The organism is Sphingobacterium sp. UBA7253 (assembly GCF_002472745.1).
Lineage (GTDB): Bacteria > Bacteroidota > Bacteroidia > Sphingobacteriales > Sphingobacteriaceae > Sphingobacterium > Sphingobacterium siyangense.
In genome coordinates this window covers 1-20049 of the sequence record NZ_DKSP01000188.1, presented here as the reverse complement: position 1 = coordinate 20049, position 20049 = coordinate 1, and the positions used below count along the sequence as shown (strand labels likewise).

Genomic DNA, 20049 nt, shown 5'->3' with positions numbered 1-20049 from the left:
TGCGGTAAAACTTGCTCGATTTGAAGGCGCTGATTCACCTTACAGTTTACGTAGTTATTTAAGTTATTCGATTTTAGAAGATGGTAAAGCCATTGTTAAAACTACGGAGCAAAAATTTTATGCTGCCCAGCTTTGGCAGACCGGTTCAGTAGCGCTTAATAATATTATTGAACTGTATAATAAGCGTGGAGACGTGCTGGCTGTTAAGGAAAAAAAGGGGCAGGAGGCTATGATCGTTGGCGGGGCCTTAGCACTAACTGCAGCAGCAGCAGCAATTGACCCGAAAGCAGCTGAATAGTGCTTGTCAAAAAGGCATTTCAAATAACCTGTTTAAGGCTGCCCAACCCTTTAAATTTATGGGCATTTAAATTAGAAAAACCGAATAAATTAGAAAGACCGAATCCGGTTATGGGTTCGGTCTTTCTTTTGTTTAGGAATTAGGAGATGTCCTATTTGACTGATGTACCGTCTATAATCTCTTCATCCGCTTTGCTGACCAATTTGGTGTCTTGTTTTAAGTCGCCAAATATTTCGATCTGACCATCGATGCTGCGTCCTTTCTGTACAGGAATACGTTGTGTTTTGTTCGAAACAACAGCAATCACAAAACTTCCTTCGCCCGAAGTAAATACGGCTGATTTCGGTACAACAAAAGTACTATCCTGAGATGTTAAAGGCAATTCGACCTCTGCAACCATGCCCGGCAATAACTTGTTGTCGGTATTGTTAATGTCAATTTCTACCCGTTCGGATCTTAACCGGCTGTCCAGGGCACCCGATTTACGAGCGATCTTACCCGAGAAGGTTTGCCCCGGCAATGATTTGACGGTAAATTGTAAGGGCTGGTTTTCGGTCAGGAAACCCGAATATTGTTCCGGAACAGCAACGGCTAACCTCAGTTTGCGTTGTTGTTGAATGGTCATGATGGGCATTTCCGAACCACGGCCAGCTGGACCAACATAGGCGCCTTGATTGACATTTCTTGTTGCGATGACACCGTCGAAGGGTGCTCTGATTTCCAAATAATTCAAGAGGTTTTGTACTTCTGCATAGGCTGATTTAGCGGCTTGGTACTGGGCAAAATCAGCATTCTTTTTTGACTCAGCAACCTCAAGATCGAGTCTAGCCACAGTTCCTTCCACCTTGCTGGTTTCGAAGAGTCTATCGTAAGTGCTCTTTGTAGCCATATAAACTGCTTCTTGCGATTTGAGCCGCGATTTTGCAGCAGATAGCTGTGAACTCAATTCGGGAGCTTCCAAGACAGCCAACAACTGGCCTGCATGCACTTTACTGCCGATGTCCACATTGAGGCTTTTGACATAGCTACTGACCTTGGCGTAAATTTCGACCTGCTGGAATCCCGTGATTTCCCCAGGGATCTGCATTTTATTGGTTAATTTCTGTTTGGAAGGTACAAATGTCTCCATTGCCGGAGCTGCAGCTTCGGGACTTTCTTTTTTGACATTTTCCTCGGCTGCCGAATGGCATCCTGCTAAGGATGCGATCAGGCCGGCGATAGATAATATTTTGAACAAATTATTTTTCATATTTTATAGATTATACTGCTTTTACGATAAAGGTTTTAATGCGGCAATATAGTGTTTACTTTCTTTGTCTTCAGGATCTAATGAGATCGATTGTGTACTGCTTTTTTCTTGCGCCCAAGCAAATATGAGCGGTAAGATGACGAGTACGGCAAATGTTGAAAATAGTAATCCGCCAATGACGGCTCTACCGAGTGGTGAAACTTGTTCACCACCTTCACCATGGCCAATGGCCATAGGGAGCATGCCTACAATCATGGCTAAACTGGTCATGATAATGGGTCTAAGCCGTAAGGATGCTGCCTCACGAGCGGCAGCCAGCGCATCTCCATGATGCCGACGGATATGTTCGGCATTGGTGATGAGGAGAACAGCGTTCGCAATGGATACACCCACCGACATGATAATCCCCATGTAGGATTGTAAGTTGAGGGTAGATCCGGTTAACAACAATAGAAGTAATGACCCCAGCACCACCGCAGGAACTGTGGTGAGTACAACCATAGAAACTTTGAACGATTGGAAATTGGCTGATAGCATCAGGAATATAACGATAATGGCAACAGCCAAACCAGATTCAAGGCTGCTCATGGTTTCTTCCAATACTTTTCCGAGGCCTATTTGCTCCATGGATAATCCACGCGGGAGTTCACCAAGGGCTTTGATACTACGTTTTACATCTTTGGAGGCTGTTTTCAAATCGGTATGATCAATATTTGCTGTAACTGATACATAGGGCATCGCGCCCAAATTGTCATTTTCTCCATAAGTGAAGGACGGTGTGATGGTTGCAACGTCGCTCAGTATTGGTCGCGCCGAATTTTTCAATAAAGGGATTTCACCGATTTCTTTCTCATCTTTCATTTTATCGATGGGAACCTGAACTTGGACATTATACGAGAGTCCTGCTTTTTCATCGATCCAGGTGTTTTTTTCGGTATAACGCGAAGATGAGGTGGACGCGATAAGCGATCGTGTCACTTCGCTGAGATCGATACCCAATTGTGCAGCTCTAATGCGATCTATTTTAATATCGTACGAAGGATATTTAATGGATTGTGCTAATTGTACATCTCTAAAGTAGGGGATGGCTTTTAGTTCCTCGATCAATTTTCCGGCGTACTTTTCGTTGTTCTTTTTGTTTTTTCCTGCTATCCGAACTTCAATAGGGGTAGGCGACCCCTGGCTTAATACTTTATCCGTAAGTTCGATCGGTTCAAAGGATACCTGTACATCGGGAACTGCTGCTTTCAGGCGTTTTCGGTATTCATCACGGAAACTGTCCATATCATGATGGTAGTCTTTCAGTGCTATTTGGAAAACAGCTTCATGTGGACCGGCCATGAAAAGATAGATCGGCGATACTGAAAACTGCCCGGGGTGCTGACCGATATAGACAGAAGATATGCTAATATGTTCTTTGCCAACCAGTTTTTCCAGTTCGGCCAGCGCCAGTTTTGCTTTTTCTTCGGTGCGTTCGATACGTGTACCTTCAGCGGCACGAAGGCGCATTTGAAACTGGCTGGAGTTGACTTTCGGAAATACATCCTGGCCTATCGTGGAAAGTAAAATGACAACAAGACTTAGCGCTCCAAGCAGATAGATCACCGTAATGGTTTTCTTTCTTTTGAACAAGCGATCGAGCATTTTCATGAATCTGTTTCTGAACCGTTCAAAAATACTGATCTTTCCATCGTTGTTAAAGTCGTCACGTTCCACCAATAGTTTCTTCTGATTCAAGGTATCCTGTTCGGATTCTACGGTCAGTCCAGATGCTGCAAACTGGGCTTCATCTGCATTTAAACCCTCGGATTTGGTCGCATGTGGAGCCTTATGGGCATGATCTTTCATAAACCAGTTTGCCATGATGGGAACGAATGTCTGCGAAAGAAGAAAGGATACGATCATCGAAAATCCAATGGACAGGGCCAAGGGAAGAAATAGCGAGCCCGGAATTCCCGTCATGGTAAATGCAGGTGCAAATACGGCTAATATACAGAGCAGGATCAATAATTTTGGTAAGGCGATCTCCTTACAGGCATCCCAGATAGCCAAGGCTTTGGGTTTACCCATATCCAGATGCTGGTGTATATTCTCGATCGTTACCGTACTTTCGTCGACCAAGATACCAATAGCCAGGGCTAGTCCGCTGAGGGACATGAGGTTGATGGTCTGCCCGAAGAGTTTCAGAAAGAGCACTCCGGATATCACGGATATCGGTATGGTCAGGATAACGATCAGCGCGGCTCTTCGATCACCTAAAAATAGGAGCACCATAAGTCCGGTCAGGATAGCTCCGATGGCACCTTCGGTAATCAAACTCTTTACCGAATTGATGACATAAACGGATTGATCAAATTCATACGATAACTTGACGTCGTCGGGTAAATTCTCCTGAATTTTTGGTAAAGCTGCTTTTAAGTTCTGGACGACTTCCCATGTGGAGGCATCGCCAGCTTTGGCAATACTGACGTATACGGAGCGCTTGCCGTTGACCAAGGCGTAGCCTGCAGTAACATCAGCTCCGTCCTTTACCGTAGCGATATCTCCAAGGTAAAGATTTTGTACACCACCTTTAAATAGCGGGATTTTTTCAAAATCTTTGACCTCTTTAATGGTATTATTGGTCGGCGTAATGTAGTTTTTATCCTGAATGCGTACGTTTCCTGCCGGGGCAGTTTGATTGTTCAGTCTTAGCGCTTCTACAACCTGATCGGGCGTCATATTGTGGTTCCGCATTAAATCGGGATCAACGTTGACCTCAATTGTACGTGGACTTCCCCCAAAAGGAGGGGGCGACAGTAGACCAGGGATTGACGTAAACGATGCCCGGACATAGACGTTGGCTAGATCTTGTAGTTCGTTGTTAGAACGCTTGTTACTGCTCAATACCAGTTGGCCTACAGGGAGGGATGAGGCGTCAAAGCGAATGATGAACGGCGGTTGTGAGCCTGGAGGAAAGGAGGCTTGGATCCGATTGGCCAGGGCACTTAGCTCGGCTGCAGCCTGGGCCATGTTGGTGTCTTCGTAATACGATACTTTCATTAAGGTCAGACCTTGAATATTCTTGGTCTCAATAGACTTGACCCCATTGGCAAAAAGAAGGATATTGACGTAGTTTTTGGCAAAATAAGATTCCATTTGATCCGGCGAATAGCCACCAAATGGATGGGCAATATAAATAACCGGAAGGTTCATTTTTGGCAGGATATCCACCTTGATCGATCGAACGGCACCTATGCCAAAGACAATAAGTCCCAATACGAGTACGAGGATGGATATCGGCTTGCGTAAGGCAAAACGTATTAAATTCATGTAATGTTATTTATAGTTCTTTGTTGAAAATATCAAAATCTCCCGCAGCTGCGGCTTTTAGTAAAAGCGACTGCCAAAGATTGATGTGGACGATCTCTCGATCGGTTTCGGCTCTATTTAGTGTATAAAGGGTCTGCGTCACGTCGACAAGTGTCGCTAGGCCGTTTTTATACATCGTCATTTTTTGATTGTAAGCTTGCTGAGCTGCCGACACTTGTCGGGGAGCTTCTAGATCACTTTTTAGGGCCAATTGGATTTTCACATCAGCGGCATCCAGCTGTGCTGTCAATTGGGCTTCGGCAGTTTGGTATTCTTCTCTCAGGGCATCATTCGTAAAGCGCTGTGCACTGATTTTTTTATTGATACGCGCAATCGAAGTCAGATTCCAGTTTATGCCCAATCCCAAGAGATAATTTTGCCTACTGGGACGAACCCCTTTCCAATAATTTGTGCTATATGCTTGTAAATCCGTAATGTAGTCGCTCTTAAAACCAGATCCCCTTGTCTGAAAGACCCCAAAGGCACTTACAGTGGGAAGATACTCTTTGGTTGATAGTTTCAATTGTTGTTCGCCAAGTTCAATTTTACTTTTATAAAATTGCAGCATAGGATTACTTTCAATCAAGTTGCCTGAAAGCGGAGTTAGCTGTATAGGTGTTTTCTGAACCAGAACAGTATCTATTTCGAGATTTTTCGCTGGAATCCCCATCAATACCGTCAGCTTATTGTTTTGCTCCTTAACATTTTCACGGGCCTGATTGAGACTGATTTTTGCGCGCGATACTTCCGCTGAAGCAAGCGTAGAATCTACTCCGGGTAATATTCCGTTTTTTACTTTGGTGGCAGCAATATTTAAAAATACCAGTGCGCGATCCAGATTCATCTGTTGATTTTTTTCCAATCGTTGACTAGCCAATAAATTGAGGTAAGCCGCAGCGATCTTGATTTTATGCTGGAACTGTTCCTGACCGAGATCGGCCTGTAGTCGTTTGGTATCGGATTTGGCCAATTCGATACGTTCTTTTTTTCGTCCAAAGGTGTAAATGTCCCAATTGACATTGGCTAAGTAAAGCGCACCAAATGCGGCATTCCAATTTTGTTCTGGAAGAGCGGCTCCCGAAGAAGCTACACCCAGCCCACCAAATCCATACAGCGGACCATTTTGTCCGTTGACTGTTCCAAAGTCCTGTTGGGCTACGATGTTCAGATTGGGCCAAAAGTCGCGTTTGACTTGTTCATTGGTCTGCAGGGAGGACTGGAGATAATATTCCTTTGCCTTGATATTTCCATAATTTGCAAGACCCTGTTCTACGGCGTCGCGCAGTGTAAGCGTCTGAGCGAAGGAGGAGGATGTCGCAAGTGACACAGCCAATGACAGCACTAAATTCAATTTCAGCATAGGTTATCTATCATTTTATGGACACGAAGATAGCGATGAGCTAGGCTGTAAGGCCCCTTTTAAATGATCTATCGTGTTTAAAAGTGACCAATTTAATTCGTCATTTATTTTTCTGCTGTTATAAACTTAAAACTCTTACTTTGTAACAGAATTTTAACAAAAAAAAAGGATTATGAGAAAGGTTTTGGAGAACAAGATGATACAGGAAGTCGTCCTATTGATCTTTTCGTTTATCCTCTTTACGTTGAACGACTGGATTTTGATCCTGAGTTGGAAGGGATTTTTGATGGGGGTGCTCTATTTCCTGATCCTTTATGCGCATGCGCAACTAAATCGCTTTTTTCTATTGCCATTACTGCTTAAAAAGAATAAACCCCTGTTGTATATTCTGGCTTCGGTGGCAACGCTGCTGATTTTTGCACTGATATTAAAAGAGCTGACGGATAACGTCATTTACAAGAATTGTTTTCTCTACAAGAATCTGGTTCAGAAAACATTCCATTATCAATTTGGTGTATTATTGGGCTCGTTGATCTGCATATTGGGCAGTATCCAATTTATCGAATTTTACCGCTTTCAACGGGTGAAGACCAGACGCGAACTGCTTTCCAATCAAACGCAACTGTCGCATTTAAAAAAGCAGCTCAACCCACATTTTCTATTCAACACGTTAAATACCATTTATGGTATTAATCTAAAGTATCCGGAACGTACTTCTGAATTGATCATCAAAGTGTCTCAGCTGCTTCGTTATCAAATGGAGAGCAGTGAACGGGAGTATGTGCCTATGGATGATGAAATTGATTTTATTTCAAGTTATATTGAACTGGAACGCGAGCGGTTAGGCTATCGAACGAAAATTGAATTTGACTATCAAAAAGAGGAAGATATCAATTATCAGATAGCGCCAATGTTATTGATTACTTTTGTGGAAAATGCTTTTAAACACGGAACCTGCAGTATTGAAGATTGTTTTGTACATATTTCAATCAAGATTGAAAAAGGGAACTTATATTTGCATGTCCGAAATTCTGTTCCGGTCAAGAAAAGGAATGTGTTTTCGGCGAAAATAGGTTTGGAAAATACAATAGCGCGATTAAAACTTTTGTATCCTAATCGGTATACATTAACGACAAATTCCAAAAAAGAGGAGTATGAGGTGTCATTGGTTATAAATCTTTAAACAATGAATAAAAATAGCTGTATTGTGGTTGATGACGAACCTGCGGCGCATTATGTCCTGGTAAATTATATTGAAAGAAGTACTGATCTGCAGTTGGTCGCTCAATGTTATAATGCTTTTGAGGCATTGGATTTTCTTCGGGAGAACAAAGTAGATTTAATCTTCCTGGATATTGAAATGCCCGAAATTAATGGGATGGAGTTTCTGAAGATGCTGGATAACCCACCCAAAACGATTTTGACAACAGCATATTCCGAATACGCATTGGAGAGTTATGATTACGGCGTTGTTGATTATCTGTTAAAACCTATTTCATTTCCCCGTTTTTTTAAGGCTGTTCAACGTTTTTTATCCTATAACACGACTGTGTCGCCCCAGGAAGAAGAACCCAAATCAATTAGTATACGCATGGATGGTCGTATTATTGACGTTAAATTATCGCAGATCGATTTTATCCAGAGCTTTGGCAATTACGTAAAAATTGTTACCCCGGGACAAACTTTTTTAACAGCAAGCACCACCCAACAAATTCTCACACAGGTGCCAGCATCAAAGTTTGTCCGTATCCACAAATCCTACATTGCTTCGATCAATAAGGTGATCAAATATGAGCATGGAATGGTACAGATCAATAATACCTCCCTTCCGGTCGGTATTACTTTCCGTCGAGAGTTACAGGAGCGGCTAGCCAATAAATAGGTCTGAGCGAATGGAGGTCTTGTTGCTATGAGCGAGTCAGGTGACTACCATTTCTCTTTTAACAGCGTTTCCAACTGCCCAATTTCTTCCTGATACATGGTTTTCTTTCTAGTTCCGAAGTAAAGGATATTTTCGACAGGCGATGTCCCTTCCCAGATTAGTTTTATTTTCCCGGATGCAATTGCTTCAGCACATAGGAAGTCAGGAACAATCGAAAAGCCTGTATTGTTGCTCAAACAGCGTATGATGGAGCTAATATTGGGAACAATATAATTGGGGCTAAAGTCTGGATGTTCGCCAAAGTGTGTTGACCAGTAGTTTTTTAAATGATCCATATCGGCAGCCGTGCTATACCATAATTGTTTTTTAAGGAGTTGAGCTGCTTCTTTAATTTTATTGGCACTCAGCAGTGCTTCCAGTGTGGATGTATCCGTCTGACACCCTGCAATCAAGACAATACGTTCTTTTGAAAAAGCTTCATACTGTAGATTCTGTTGGTTTCCTTTTTGAGGCGTAATAATAAGATCCAATAAACCATTATCAAGATCCTGTTGCATCTGCGGATATTCTCCAAATTTGATAATTAAATTGAAGGGGAGCTGGGCAATATGTTCTTCGAGGGTGTACTGAAAGGTCTCAAAACACATTCCGATACTGATCGTTATACGTTCGTCCAATGCCCGTTTGTGAAAATGCTGTTCACCGGTTTCTAGTTTTTTAAGCGGATCAATAACATAGTTATACAAGATTTTCCCCTTTTCGGTCGGCACCATTCTTCGCGCAGAGCGATCAAAAAGCTTGTGCCCCGTAAATGCTTCCAGGGAATTCAGATGTAAGCTTACCCCCGGCTGAGAAATAAATAATTCCTGTGCAGCTGCAGATAATGTTCCGGTTTCATAGATTGCCTTAAATGTACGAAGCCATTCTAAGTTCCATTTCATAGTTATTATTTTTATGATACAAATATACAATTTAAATTATTTGTATGATTCAAAAATATGATAGAAATTTGTATTATCAATAATAAAAATTATAGAGATGAAAATATTTATTATCAACGGCGGACAGAAATTCGCACACTCGGGTGGTTCTTTCAATACCACAATAACAAATTGGACCGTTGAAACATTGGCTGAAAATGGATTTGAAACAAGGGTTACCAATATCAATGATGATTTTGATCCAATGGTTGAAGTTGAAAATTTTAAATGGGCAGACATTATCGTTTACCATTTTCCTGTATGGTGGTTCCAGGTTCCGAATCGTCTGAAACTTTATATCGATGAAGTCTTTACGGCCGGCCACAACAACGGTATCTATAAGAGTGATGGTCGATCGCGTAAGAATCCGGCAATTAATTACGGCACCGGGGGGTTGATGCAAGGTAAAAAATACATGGTGACTTCGAGCTGGAATGCCCCTGAGACAGCATTTACAATGGAAAATGAGTTTTTTGATCAGCATTCAGTTGATGCCGGTGTTTTATTCGGTTTTCATAAGATGAATCAGTTTGTAGGATTGGAACACCTGGGAAGTTTCCATTTTCATGATATGGAAAAGGGGGCATCTCAAGAACGTGTCGACAATTACGAAAAGGAATATAAACAATATTTGGAAGAGGTCTTCCATTTGGAAACTACGTTGAACTAAAAATTTATTGATCGATAAATCGCTTTATCCATGGCGTTATTGCGATGAAAAGAGTAAATTACCAAAATAAAATCAATAACATGAAGGTATATTTAACCGCAATTTTAAAAGCAGTTCCTGCACATCGGGAAGAAGTATTGGCATTATTGTTAGAAATGGTCGAGGCAAGTAGGAAAGAAGAAGCGTGTATACAGTATGATCTGCACCAGGTAAACAGTGATGAAAATCAATTTATATTTTATGAAATCTGGGAAGATCAAGCGGGCTTGGATGCGCATAATCAACAACCTTATATTGTGGCATTTGGAAAAGTGGCTGGTGAAAAATTACAGGAAACGCCTCAAATTATAGCAATGAATAAGATTGCTTAATTTACCATGTGGTCTGTCCGGACCTTATTGAGAAGATAGCAAACAACATGTGTAGTGGATGATTTGTGTGGGCCTAGGATATGAACTATAATTGAAGTATTGGTGGTGCCAAAATCATTTGTGTTGCCTAGATAGAGCGTGCTCTATTCTGATTTGGTGACGCGAATGATTTTGTTGGTACCTTGCTGAACAGCGACGTCGACTTTATTTCGTTGCGTGTAGCTCTGTTGCAGGAGATTCAATTTTTTGGTCAGCTGACCATCTTGATTATCTAGCCAGAAGGTAGCAGCCATGATACCAATTTGCACTCTGTAACTGGAATCAGTTTCCGGAACAAGCTGCTCGATAATCTGATGTTGATACCAGGTCAGTTTTTTGTTTTCTTTTTGGGAAACACAGCTGTACAGGAGAAATGCCAGAAGGGCGACATAGCCCATTTTTAGAAGTTTACTGCGTCTTAGGTCCATCAATAGTTCTTTGTGTTAATATCAAATCTACGATTTTTTATCCAACTAATGAATTACCTCTACGAATTTTTATGGCCTCATTTAAACAGTTATGCGCATTTATTGACCAGACTTCTCCTGTATGCACATTCAAGTAAATCTAAAAATGTATGAAGTTTATTGTTCATTTCGTTGTAATCATAAGCCTGAATTACGTCGGGTAATTGCACAAATTGGTGCAATTGGCTTTGGAGAAGGAGATCTTCTTCTGAAGCTATCAATAGCCGGACGACTTCAGTCGTGAGTTCCATATGGCATTGAAATCCGTAAACGAGATTTGTATAACGCACAATTTGCCTAGGGCAGCCGGCGCTACTTGCTAAGATTTCACTTTCAGGGGTAAGTCCAGGCATATCGTTGTGCCAATGTCCAACCGATAACGGGCTGCCAAAATGTGCTATTTTGGAGTCGTTTATTCCTGCCGCTGTAAGCGTGATGGGGAAAACCCCAATTTCTTTTTGTGGACTATGTTCATACTTTGCCAATAGCGCTTCGCCAATCAGTTGTGCGCCCAGGCATATACCAACAACTGCCTTGCCTGCATCAATACATCGGCGGATAAAGGCGATTTCGGCCTTAGCGTCAAAATAAGGGTATTCGGAAGGGGATGAATCTGGGCTTTGAGGTCCGCCCATAATGATCAATACATCGACGGAATCAATTTCGTCTGGCAGAAGGTCCTGTTGGTAGACCTGGGAAAAGGTGACCTCATGCTGTTGTTTTTCTGCCCAGGCTAAATAGGCTCCGGGTGCTTCAAAAACTTCGTGTTGTATAAAATGTATCCGCATTGGTTTTTATGTTATCGGTTTTCGTTCCAGTAATAACTATTTGGAGTAGGACGCTGTCCAAAAATTGCCGTTCCTACCCTGACAATCGTCGCGCCTTCCGCTATAGCTATTTCTAAATCCCCGCTCATGCCCATCGACAGTTCTTTCATCGATACATCAGGAATAGCTAGGGCTATAATTTGTTGTTGAATATGTCTAAGCAATTTGAAACAGGCTCGTACCTGTTCGGCCTCGGCACTCAATAGACCTATCGTCATCAATCCTTTAATCTTTAGTGTGTTTAATGTTGCTATTTGCTGTACTAGATCGATCACTTCCTTTGGAGCAGCGCCGTACTTGCTCTCTTCAAAGGAAGTATTCACCTGAATGAGCACCTCCATGGTTTTATCTTCTTTTAAAAGTCGTTGATGCAATTTTTCGGCAAGATCTATACGATCTATTGAATGGATGCAGGATACGTTGTATTTAAGCAGATCCTTGATTTTATTGGTTTGCAGGTGGCCAATAAAATGATTAACATGCGGAATAGTATTTAAATACTCAAATTTGTCTTTTAATTCCTGTACTTTATTTTCGGCAATTAAGGTTTGACCAGTTTGCAGTGCGATTTCGATACGTTCGGCAGGTACGGTTTTAGTCGCTAGCAATAATTTTACTTCGCGTGGGTCGCGCTGATTTGCTTTGCACGCTTTGTCGATACGCTGTTGTATAATGCGTATATTCTCTGTAATAAACTCATCCATGTTACGGTTGTATTGTTTTTTTCATCATAATATCGATTTGCTTATCGTCGCCCAGTTGAAATATATGCTTGTCGAATGCCACAAAGCCATTTTTCCGATAGAAATTGATCGCGCGGGAATTTTTTTCCCAAACACCAAGCCAGATAAATGAAACTGCTTTTTTTTGAGCTAAGACTAGTGCTTTCTCGAACAATAGCTGCCCCACTTTTCTACCGTGAAATTCCTGTAGAACATAGATGCGTTCAATTTCCAATGCCTGTGGGCTTTGGTTTTCGGTCTGCGCTTGTCCGGTATTTATTTTTAAGTAACCGATAACATTATTTTCTAAAACGGCGAAGTAAAATTCAGACTCATCATGGCAGAGCTCGGCCAATAATTTTTCTCTTGCAAAACCTTCCGTTAGATAAGTCTTCATGTTCTCTTCGGTGTTTGTGTCTGAAAAGGTCTGGATAAATGTTTCTTTTCCAATATGCTGCAGCAGGTCAATATCTGTTAGTTTTACTTTAGTGATGGCTATTTCGGTGTTATTTTTGTTCATTTTTTTCATTACTTATTGATCCATTTTTCATTGCTGCGGCAATATTTCTTTCGAGCTCATTGTCGCTATTTTTCAGAAAATCGCGGATACGCTGTTTTTCTGTTTCACTTTTATTTTGACCTAATTTTTTTTTGGCCCTGTAAATCCGTAACGACAAGTTCGAAGGCGATGATACCTCGCATCATGCCACTTTTGAAGCGATCGGAGAGATTGTTCCATTGTGTTAGATAAGCTTCGTCGTAACTGAGGATCATTTGCTCTAAAGCCTTGTTTATTGCTTTTTCCTCCGTAAGGATAGATGCAAGACCATAGGCATGAACCGCAATGTAGTCCCAGGTTGGTACACTTTCCTCCTTGTCGTAGTGCTGTGGCGAGATATAAGCATGTGGTTCGGAGAAAATGACTAATGACGGTGTATTTTCGATATAATTGGCTTGTTCGTTTGCGCGAGCGAAGTGTGATGTTAAAAGCAGCTGATCTTTATCTGTACGGATGTGGAAGGGGAGCTGGGTTGCTATTGGAATCCCCTCTTTAACCGATACGATGGTGGCAAAACTATATTGTTGCATAAATTCAACCTTTTCTGCGTAATCTTCGAACTGGAAATGTTTGGGTACATACATGCAAATAGCTATTTCTTGATTTAATTCAAAATTACGGCCAATGGGTGCAAATGAGCTAGTCCAAATTGAATAATGTAGCTGGTCCAGTGTTCATTTATTGCGCTTGCTTAAGTATATTTACGTTAAAAGATAAGCAAAAAAAGACGCCAAAAATGGAGAAATATGAGCTAAGACGTTTAGAAATAGGAGAATGGCAGCAATACAAAAAGATAAGACTGGAGGCCTTATCTTCTGCTCCTGAGGTGTTCGGTAGCAATTATCAAAAGGAAGCGGCTTATAGTGATGCCGAGTGGATGGCCTTACTGGGCAATCCCAAGTGTGCGATATTCGGTTTGTATAACCAAGAATTATTGATTGGGCTGACTGGTGTCGTGTTGGATCGGACGGATGAATCAAATGCGATTTTGATCGCGTCTTTCATTCAGGAAGGCCATAGAGGCCGGGGGTTGTCCCGCTTGTTTTATGAAGCGCGTATAACATGGGCACGTGAACAAGGCTGCCTCCGGATTACGGTATCTCATGGGGTTGGTAACGAAGCCTCGAGAGCTGCAAATCAATCGTTTAACTTTGCGTATACACATTCAAGAGATGTCGTTTGGCCTGATGGGGTCAAAGCAGAAGAGCTGATCTATGTTTTGAATCTTTAGTTAACCTGCTTCCTGCTGTTGATCAATTACTGCGTTCAGTCCGGTCTGAACGCAGCAACTGATCTATAAAATACAGCGCATGGAAACAAGCTTTAAAGTTCGTTTTCGTGCGAACTGTTGGGTGCTTTCGGATTATATTGCTGGACATGATCAACTTTGGCAAATAGGTGTGGACCATTCATTTCAATTCCTGCCGCTAAAAAGTCATCGAGGATCAATTGAAAAATTTCAGATTTTGCCAGTTCAATTTCCGCGGATCTAGCGATGTAGACATTCAGTTCATATAAAACATAAAAGTCGTCTAATTTTTTTTGCAAGACGAATGGGGCAGGACTAAGGTTGACTCTTTTTATTCGTGGCGGGATGTTCAGCAGCAATTCGTGGATACGTTGCCAAGGTTCTTCATAACCGACTGTCAATTCCACCTGAAAACAAATTCCCTCTTCAGAGAATGTCGAATAATTGACGGTATTTCCCGAAAGTACCGAGGAATTGGGAATGGTAATTTCTTCATTTTTTATCGTTCGAAGCCTGGTTACCAGGGGGGATTTTTCGATAACAACGCCCGTTTTGTCGGCGATAGTGATACGGTCTCCGATACGGAAAGGACGCATATAGGTGATCACAAGCCCCGCTATGATATTGGAAATCGCAGAAGATGACCCCAAAGAGAACAGGACACCAATAAATACGGATATTCCTTTAAAGATATCTGAATTTGCGCCGGGTAAGTAAGGGAATATGAGCACCAGCGTGAAGGCTTGGAGCAGAAAACGAACAATAGTAAAGGTTGGCATGGCAAAATCGCGATGAAAACCATTGACCTCTAATTTGCCTTTGTCAATTTCGCTAAAAATATACTTTATGAATCGAACGGCATACCGCATGACAACGAGTATGACAAATACAGTAATCAGATTGGGAATATAATCCCAAATGGCCAAAACTGCAGTCTTCAGGGGCTTTGTAAAAAGTCCAATGAGATTGGATGCCCAGCTCTGTGTAAATGGAAAGACACTAAAGACAATCGGCAGCATGATAAAGGCAATGAGTACGATCAAGCCCCAACGTAAGATATTTATGGCATTAATAAACATCCGTGTTTTTTGTACGGAGGTGACAAGGACGTAATTTTTGATCTTAATGTCTTTGATCCGCTGTGTTCTTTCTGTCAATATACGTCGCGTACCATATTTTTTCAATTTGTTTATCAATAGAATCAATATCGAAAAAACGACTAGAATGAGAAATACAAGCCCAATACGCGTAAGAAGTTTTGTAATGCTGTTATCAGCACGTTCCGTTTTGATTGAATCCTGAATTCTTTTTAGGTAGTTTGCCGCAATCTCTTCTTTGCTTTTTCCTTCAAGAAGGGCATCGAGTTCTGTGACGGAAGTTATGACGAGATCTTTATAAACGATGTCGGCACTTATTTCGCTGTTTTCGATTTTAAAGGAATCTACTTTCACAAAATCGTCTTCATATAGATTATGGATTCTGCTGACCACATTGTAGGCGCGGTCTTTGGCTAATGATGATCCAAGTTTATTATAGATATAGAATAGCGTATCCTGAAATGGCGCGACCGCATATCTTTTTGTGTTTTTTTTGATGGAGTCTACTTTAACTTTCAGCTGCTGCTTCCGAAGGTTATTTTCTTCGTCAAACTCATTCAGCTGCTGTTTTAAATTTTCTTTTTTGGGGCTATTTTGACTTTTAAGATCGGCAATTTCATGCTGAAGCTTTACCCGTTCAAGAGAATCATTAATTTGCTGTTGTCTAATTCCGTTCAGTAGGGAACTTAGATCCAATTCTTTTTTATTGACCGAATCTGTTTCTTGTGCATAAAGCGGTGCGCTCGTTGAAAATAGACAAGATATAGTCATTAAGAAATAAACGTAAATACTTCTCATCGTGTTATTGGTAAAATTGAATGCCGATGTTTACTAGGTTATTTTGCGCATAACGATCGGACAGGTTCTCAAAGATAATAATTATCTCGATTAGACGGCAGATCGTCAAATATGATATAAATTGAAGGTAAAATGATACGATGCGACAGCTGAATTTAACTTATTCCGACTTTCTTTGTTAAAACGATTGAGCATATGCTCAATACGAAAAACTGTATAGCTAATTTTATCTAAAAAATATGATTAAACCTTTTCAAAAATCTATTTATGCAATGAACAAACTTGGGAAGATATGTCTCTGTGTTATTGTAGCCTGTGTTTCCACTGTTTTAGATGGACAAGCCCAAGAACGCAAAGCTCCGGCTTATCCATTGATTACACACAACCCCAATTTTAGTATATGGTCAATGACAGATCAGCTTCATGCATCGACAACAAAGCACTGGACAGACGCTGATCATTCGCTGTTGGGCTTAATTGATGTTGATGGTCATATTTATCGTTTTCTTGGCAAAGAGGAACCGAGTTATGCGGTTATTCTACCGACTGCCGAAGATAAATCTTATACGGTACAGTATACAGAATCAAAACCTCAAGGTGGCTGGGAATCTTCCGCTTATAATACGGATACGTGGAAATCGGGACTTGCACCCATAGGTGATGACGAGAAGCAGGTAAAAACCCTTTGGAAATCGGACGATATCTGGGTGAGACGCGAGTTTTCCGTAGCGGATCCGAAGGGTATTAATGAGTTGTTTTTAAAACTCAATCATGATGATAATATAGACGTATTTTTGAATGGGAAGAAGGTTTACGAAAAAGTAGGTTGGACCAACAACTTTCAGTATATACCGATTGACAAGACGAATTTGAAGGCTGGGCAAAATAATATTGCCATCCATTTGAAGAATAGTGCTGGCGGTCGTTATCTCGATTTTGGTTTGGTTGACAGGCTTAAAGAGCGTGGGGCACGGATTGAAGAAGCCGTGCAAAACGATGTAGAAATAACAGCGACGCGTACGGTTTATAACTTTCAGGCAGGTAAGGTTGATCTAAAATTAACTTTTACGTCGCCTTTGCTTATGGAAGATCTGAATTTATTGGCTCGACCGGTAAGCTATATCACGTATAACGTCAAAGCAAACGATGGCAAGCAGCATGCGGTTAAAGTTTTTCTAAGTGCATCCACAAATATTGCGGTGTATAAACCTTCACAGGAGGTGATCGCCGAAAAATATGAGACGGCAAAATTGTCTGTACTAAAGACGGGAACGGTCGAACAGCCTATTCTGCAGAAAGGGGCCGATGATATGCGGATAGACTGGGGGTATTTTTATGTTGCTGCGCCGAAGCGGGATAAAACGCAACAGTTTATTAGTCCGAGAGGCGGAGCCGTAGACGCCTTTAGAAAGGGAACAACGACATCGGTAAAAACTGTTAAGGGGACATCACTTGCGCTGAACACGGTCATTCCATTTGGCAATGTGGGGGCGAAAGTGGAGGAACGTTTTGTAGAGGTTGGGTACGATGAAATTTATGCGATTCAGTATTTCAAAAATAATTTGAGACCATGGTGGAACAACTCCGGTAAAGAAACGATGGAAAATCAGCTGACTTTGGCTGCAGATGAGTATCGTAAGGTACTCGATAAGTGCGTGGCATTCGACAAAACAGTGTATGCAGATGCGCTAAAATCGGGTGGAAAAGAGTATGCACACCTTAGCGTTCTCGCTTATCGTCAAAGTATTGCAGCACATACCTTGGTGAAAAGTCCACAAAACGAACTACTATGGCTTTCCAAAGAAAATAATAGTGGCGGATTCATCAATACGGTCGATGTCACTTATCCTTCAGCGCCATTGTATCTGATCTATAATCCGGAGTTGTTGAAAGGGATGTTAAGTGGAATATTTTATTTTAGTGAGAGCGGTAAATATCCCTATCCTTGGGCAGCGCACGATTTGGGTACGTATCCATTGGCCAATGGTCAAACCTATGGTGAACCTATGCCTGTGGAGGAATCGGGCAATATGATTATTTTAACTGCTGCAATCGCAAAAGTGCAAGGGAATGCTGACTATGCCAGGAAGCATTGGAAAACATTGACAACATGGGTAGATTATCTCGTTAAAGATGGTTTTGACCCTAAAACGCAGCTATGTACAGATGATTTTGCCGGTCACCTTGCACGAAATGCCAATTTATCTGTTAAGGCTATCGTTGGTATTGCTTGTTATGCGCAGCTAGCGGAGGCCATTGGTGAAACCGCAATAGCAAAAAAATACCGTGCAATTGCCGAGGAAATGGTTCCGAAATGGATGGAAATGGCATATGCTGGTGATCATTATGCACTGACATTTGATGATAAAAATACCTGGAGTCAAAAATATAATTTGATCTGGGACAAAGTGTTGGGATTGAATCTATTTCCACAGAAAGTGTATGATACAGAAATTAAGTATTATCTGACCAAGCAAAATAGATTCGGCATACCATTGGATAGCCGTAAAGCGTACACAAAAAATGACTGGATTCTTTGGACGGCATCATTTGCTCCATCAAGAGAAGCATTTGAAGCTTTGATAAAACCAGTCTATAATCATGCGATTCAAACGGAATCCCGTGTCCCATTAAATGATTTTTATGATTCGACTACGGGGATCCGCGAAAACTTCAAGGCGCGTAGTGTTGTTGGAGGTTTTTACATGAAACTTTTAGCGGATATCATGAAACAGAAATAAATGAGGAAAATGAGTAGGAGACGGGAGTCCACAATGAAATATTTAGTTTGTGTTTAGTTAATAAGACGGCGGGCAATTAAAGAATTGCTCGCCGTTTGTTTATAGGGTTATGCGTTTCAATATCCCGTATTTTACGGTATCGAAATTTGGCTCAACATGGTTCTTTTTTCTGATTTCTGTTGAAATACGTGTTGTCTTGCAAGTTCTGTATTGTTTTCCTGAAATTTTCACTGCAGTAGAACCTAGAAAGGACGTTAAATATTCCTTTGTTTGCCATTAATATGTCACTGGTATATGAAGGATGACTGTGGTACCAGCAGTTGGGTTTTTGGTGATCTGTACACTTGCTTTCTTGCCCAACAGCTGCATGCGTTCACGACTGATGGTCCCAGAGAGTGAACGATGGGTAATTACAGGAATGTCTGGATTTACTTTACCACTATCTTTAATCGTCACCTGTAGGATATCTTCAGATAACGTAAACTGGATGTCGATACTGCCATCGCCCGTTTCGAGGTTTATGCCATGCAGAATTGCATTTTCAACATAGGGTTGTATGAGCATTGGTGGTAGCATGACCGCACTTAAATCTTGATCTTCAGGTTGTGTGATATGGTAATGAAAGGCATCTTCAAAACGCATTTGCTGCAAGATCAAATAGTTTTCTAAGGTTTCCAGTTCCTCATTTAATGGAACAAGGTTTTCACGGCTTAATTCGAGATTGCTGCGTAGTAGTCGACTGAAACGATTTAAATATTTGATGGCATTTTCCTTCTTATCCAGGCGCATGAAGCTCTGTACAGCGGAAAGGGTATTGAAAATAAAGTGCGGTTCCATCTGTGTGCGCAACAACTGCTGCTGCAACAAGACCTTTTCTTTCTCTTGTATGGAACGGCGCTGGCGAAAACTGTAATATAGGAAGAAAAGTATGATGATCAATAAAATAACCGCGAGCGAGGATATGATCAGCCCTAAACGATTTTGTTGTAGCTGGAGTTTATTGATCTTGATATTTTCGTTCAGTATTCGAATAGATTGATCCTTCGCCTGGAGTTGATATAGGGCATTCATTTCTGCGATCGCTTGTGTATTCTCCGATTGGTAAATACCCCTTTGTAATTGCACAAGATGATTCAATACGTCTATTGCGGCTTTATTTTTTCCTTGCAAGCGATAGACGGCTGCTAGACTGTTTTGAAATGTAATTTCGTTGTTGGGAAAGATTAATTTTGGAAACTGCGCTTTAAGTTTGCTGGCTTTTTGGATGAATTTTTCTCCCAAGGCCGGCTTATTTAATGAAACATAGATTGCGGCAACATTACTGTAGTCTACGAATAAATTGTTCATCAATATAGAGGACGCTGTTTGTTGGTGCAAACGTTCATCTAT

18 protein-coding genes are annotated in these 20049 nt (G+C 41.2%); 7 read left to right on the top strand and 11 right to left on the bottom strand.

The window, feature by feature from the left end; all coding sequences use genetic code 11:
- The coding region (locus tag B2X72_RS19115; protein ID WP_286851091.1) for a hypothetical protein at nucleotides 1–298 on the top strand (298 nt) is incomplete at its 5' end.
- 151 nt (nucleotides 299–449) lie between these two features.
- On the opposite strand, the gene B2X72_RS19110 is transcribed toward B2X72_RS19115, so the two are convergent.
- From B2X72_RS19110 to B2X72_RS19100, 3 genes are read right to left on the bottom strand one after another with little or no spacing between them, the layout of a single operon-like run.
- A complete protein-coding gene (locus B2X72_RS19110) occupies nucleotides 450–1547 on the bottom strand; it encodes an efflux RND transporter periplasmic adaptor subunit (RefSeq protein ID WP_070566989.1) in 1098 nt (365 codons plus the stop codon).
- A gap of 21 nt (nucleotides 1548–1568) precedes the next feature.
- A complete protein-coding gene (locus B2X72_RS19105; protein ID WP_070566987.1) occupies nucleotides 1569–4859 on the bottom strand; it encodes an efflux RND transporter permease subunit in 3291 nt (1096 codons plus the stop codon).
- A 10-nt stretch (nucleotides 4860–4869) separates the two neighbouring features.
- Nucleotides 4870–6258: a TolC family protein gene (locus tag B2X72_RS19100; RefSeq protein WP_286726851.1), complete on the bottom strand. Its 1389-nt coding sequence runs from the start codon at nucleotides 6256–6258 to the stop codon at nucleotides 4870–4872.
- A 172-nt stretch (nucleotides 6259–6430) separates the two neighbouring features.
- Here B2X72_RS19100 and B2X72_RS19095 point away from each other — a divergent pair, with 172 nt between their 5' ends.
- Nucleotides 6431–7441, top strand: a complete 1011-nt coding sequence (locus B2X72_RS19095) for a sensor histidine kinase (protein ID WP_070566983.1) — start codon at nucleotides 6431–6433, stop codon at nucleotides 7439–7441.
- Between the two features lie 3 nt (nucleotides 7442–7444).
- Complete coding sequence (locus tag B2X72_RS19090; RefSeq protein WP_070566981.1) at nucleotides 7445–8140, top strand: LytR/AlgR family response regulator transcription factor; 696 nt, start codon at nucleotides 7445–7447, stop codon at nucleotides 8138–8140.
- A gap of 44 nt (nucleotides 8141–8184) precedes the next feature.
- On the opposite strand, the gene B2X72_RS19085 is transcribed toward B2X72_RS19090, so the two are convergent.
- Nucleotides 8185–9081, bottom strand: a complete 897-nt coding sequence (locus B2X72_RS19085) for a LysR family transcriptional regulator (RefSeq protein ID WP_046675049.1) — start codon at nucleotides 9079–9081, stop codon at nucleotides 8185–8187.
- 97 nt (nucleotides 9082–9178) lie between these two features.
- On the opposite strand from B2X72_RS19085, the gene B2X72_RS19080 reads away from it, so the two are divergent.
- Both B2X72_RS19080 and B2X72_RS19075 read left to right on the top strand, forming a co-directional pair.
- On the top strand, nucleotides 9179–9790 hold the full coding sequence (locus B2X72_RS19080; RefSeq protein WP_159333219.1) for an NAD(P)H-dependent oxidoreductase: 612 nt from the start codon (nucleotides 9179–9181) through the stop codon (nucleotides 9788–9790).
- Between the two features lie 80 nt (nucleotides 9791–9870).
- A complete protein-coding gene (locus tag B2X72_RS19075) occupies nucleotides 9871–10161 on the top strand; it encodes a putative quinol monooxygenase (RefSeq protein WP_070567167.1) in 291 nt (96 codons plus the stop codon).
- A 143-nt stretch (nucleotides 10162–10304) separates the two neighbouring features.
- On the opposite strand, the gene B2X72_RS19070 is transcribed toward B2X72_RS19075, so the two are convergent.
- From B2X72_RS19070 to B2X72_RS19050, 5 genes are all read right to left on the bottom strand, one after another.
- Nucleotides 10305–10628, bottom strand: coding sequence for a hypothetical protein (locus B2X72_RS19070; protein WP_070566978.1), 324 nt, complete (start codon nucleotides 10626–10628; stop codon nucleotides 10305–10307).
- An 89-nt stretch (nucleotides 10629–10717) separates the two neighbouring features.
- Nucleotides 10718–11455, bottom strand: coding sequence for a type 1 glutamine amidotransferase (locus B2X72_RS19065; protein ID WP_070566976.1), 738 nt, complete (start codon nucleotides 11453–11455; stop codon nucleotides 10718–10720).
- Nucleotides 11456–11466: 11 nt separating this feature from the next.
- Nucleotides 11467–12198 carry a YggS family pyridoxal phosphate-dependent enzyme gene (locus B2X72_RS19060; RefSeq protein ID WP_070566974.1) on the bottom strand — a complete coding sequence of 244 codons (732 nt, stop codon included), beginning with the start codon at nucleotides 12196–12198 and terminating at the stop codon, nucleotides 11467–11469.
- 1 nt (nucleotide 12199) lies between these two features.
- On the bottom strand, nucleotides 12200–12736 hold the full coding sequence (locus tag B2X72_RS19055; protein WP_083296001.1) for a GNAT family N-acetyltransferase: 537 nt from the start codon (nucleotides 12734–12736) through the stop codon (nucleotides 12200–12202).
- A 110-nt stretch (nucleotides 12737–12846) separates the two neighbouring features.
- A complete protein-coding gene (locus tag B2X72_RS19050) occupies nucleotides 12847–13359 on the bottom strand; it encodes an FMN-binding negative transcriptional regulator (protein ID WP_083295995.1) in 513 nt (170 codons plus the stop codon).
- Nucleotides 13360–13511: 152 nt separating this feature from the next.
- On the opposite strand from B2X72_RS19050, the gene B2X72_RS19045 reads away from it, so the two are divergent.
- Nucleotides 13512–14006: a GNAT family N-acetyltransferase gene (locus B2X72_RS19045; protein WP_070566972.1), complete on the top strand. Its 495-nt coding sequence runs from the start codon at nucleotides 13512–13514 to the stop codon at nucleotides 14004–14006.
- Nucleotides 14007–14098: 92 nt separating this feature from the next.
- Here B2X72_RS19045 and B2X72_RS19040 read toward each other — a convergent pair whose 3' ends face one another.
- Complete coding sequence (locus B2X72_RS19040; RefSeq protein WP_083295994.1) at nucleotides 14099–15919, bottom strand: mechanosensitive ion channel family protein; 1821 nt, start codon at nucleotides 15917–15919, stop codon at nucleotides 14099–14101.
- 272 nt (nucleotides 15920–16191) lie between these two features.
- Here B2X72_RS19040 and B2X72_RS19035 point away from each other — a divergent pair, with 272 nt between their 5' ends.
- Nucleotides 16192–18660: a glutaminase family protein gene (locus tag B2X72_RS19035; protein ID WP_070567163.1), complete on the top strand. Its 2469-nt coding sequence runs from the start codon at nucleotides 16192–16194 to the stop codon at nucleotides 18658–18660.
- A gap of 276 nt (nucleotides 18661–18936) precedes the next feature.
- Here the strand turns inward: B2X72_RS19035 and B2X72_RS19030 are convergent.
- Nucleotides 18937–20049: sensor histidine kinase (locus B2X72_RS19030; RefSeq protein WP_286851090.1), on the bottom strand; the 1113-nt coding region annotated here is incomplete at its 5' end.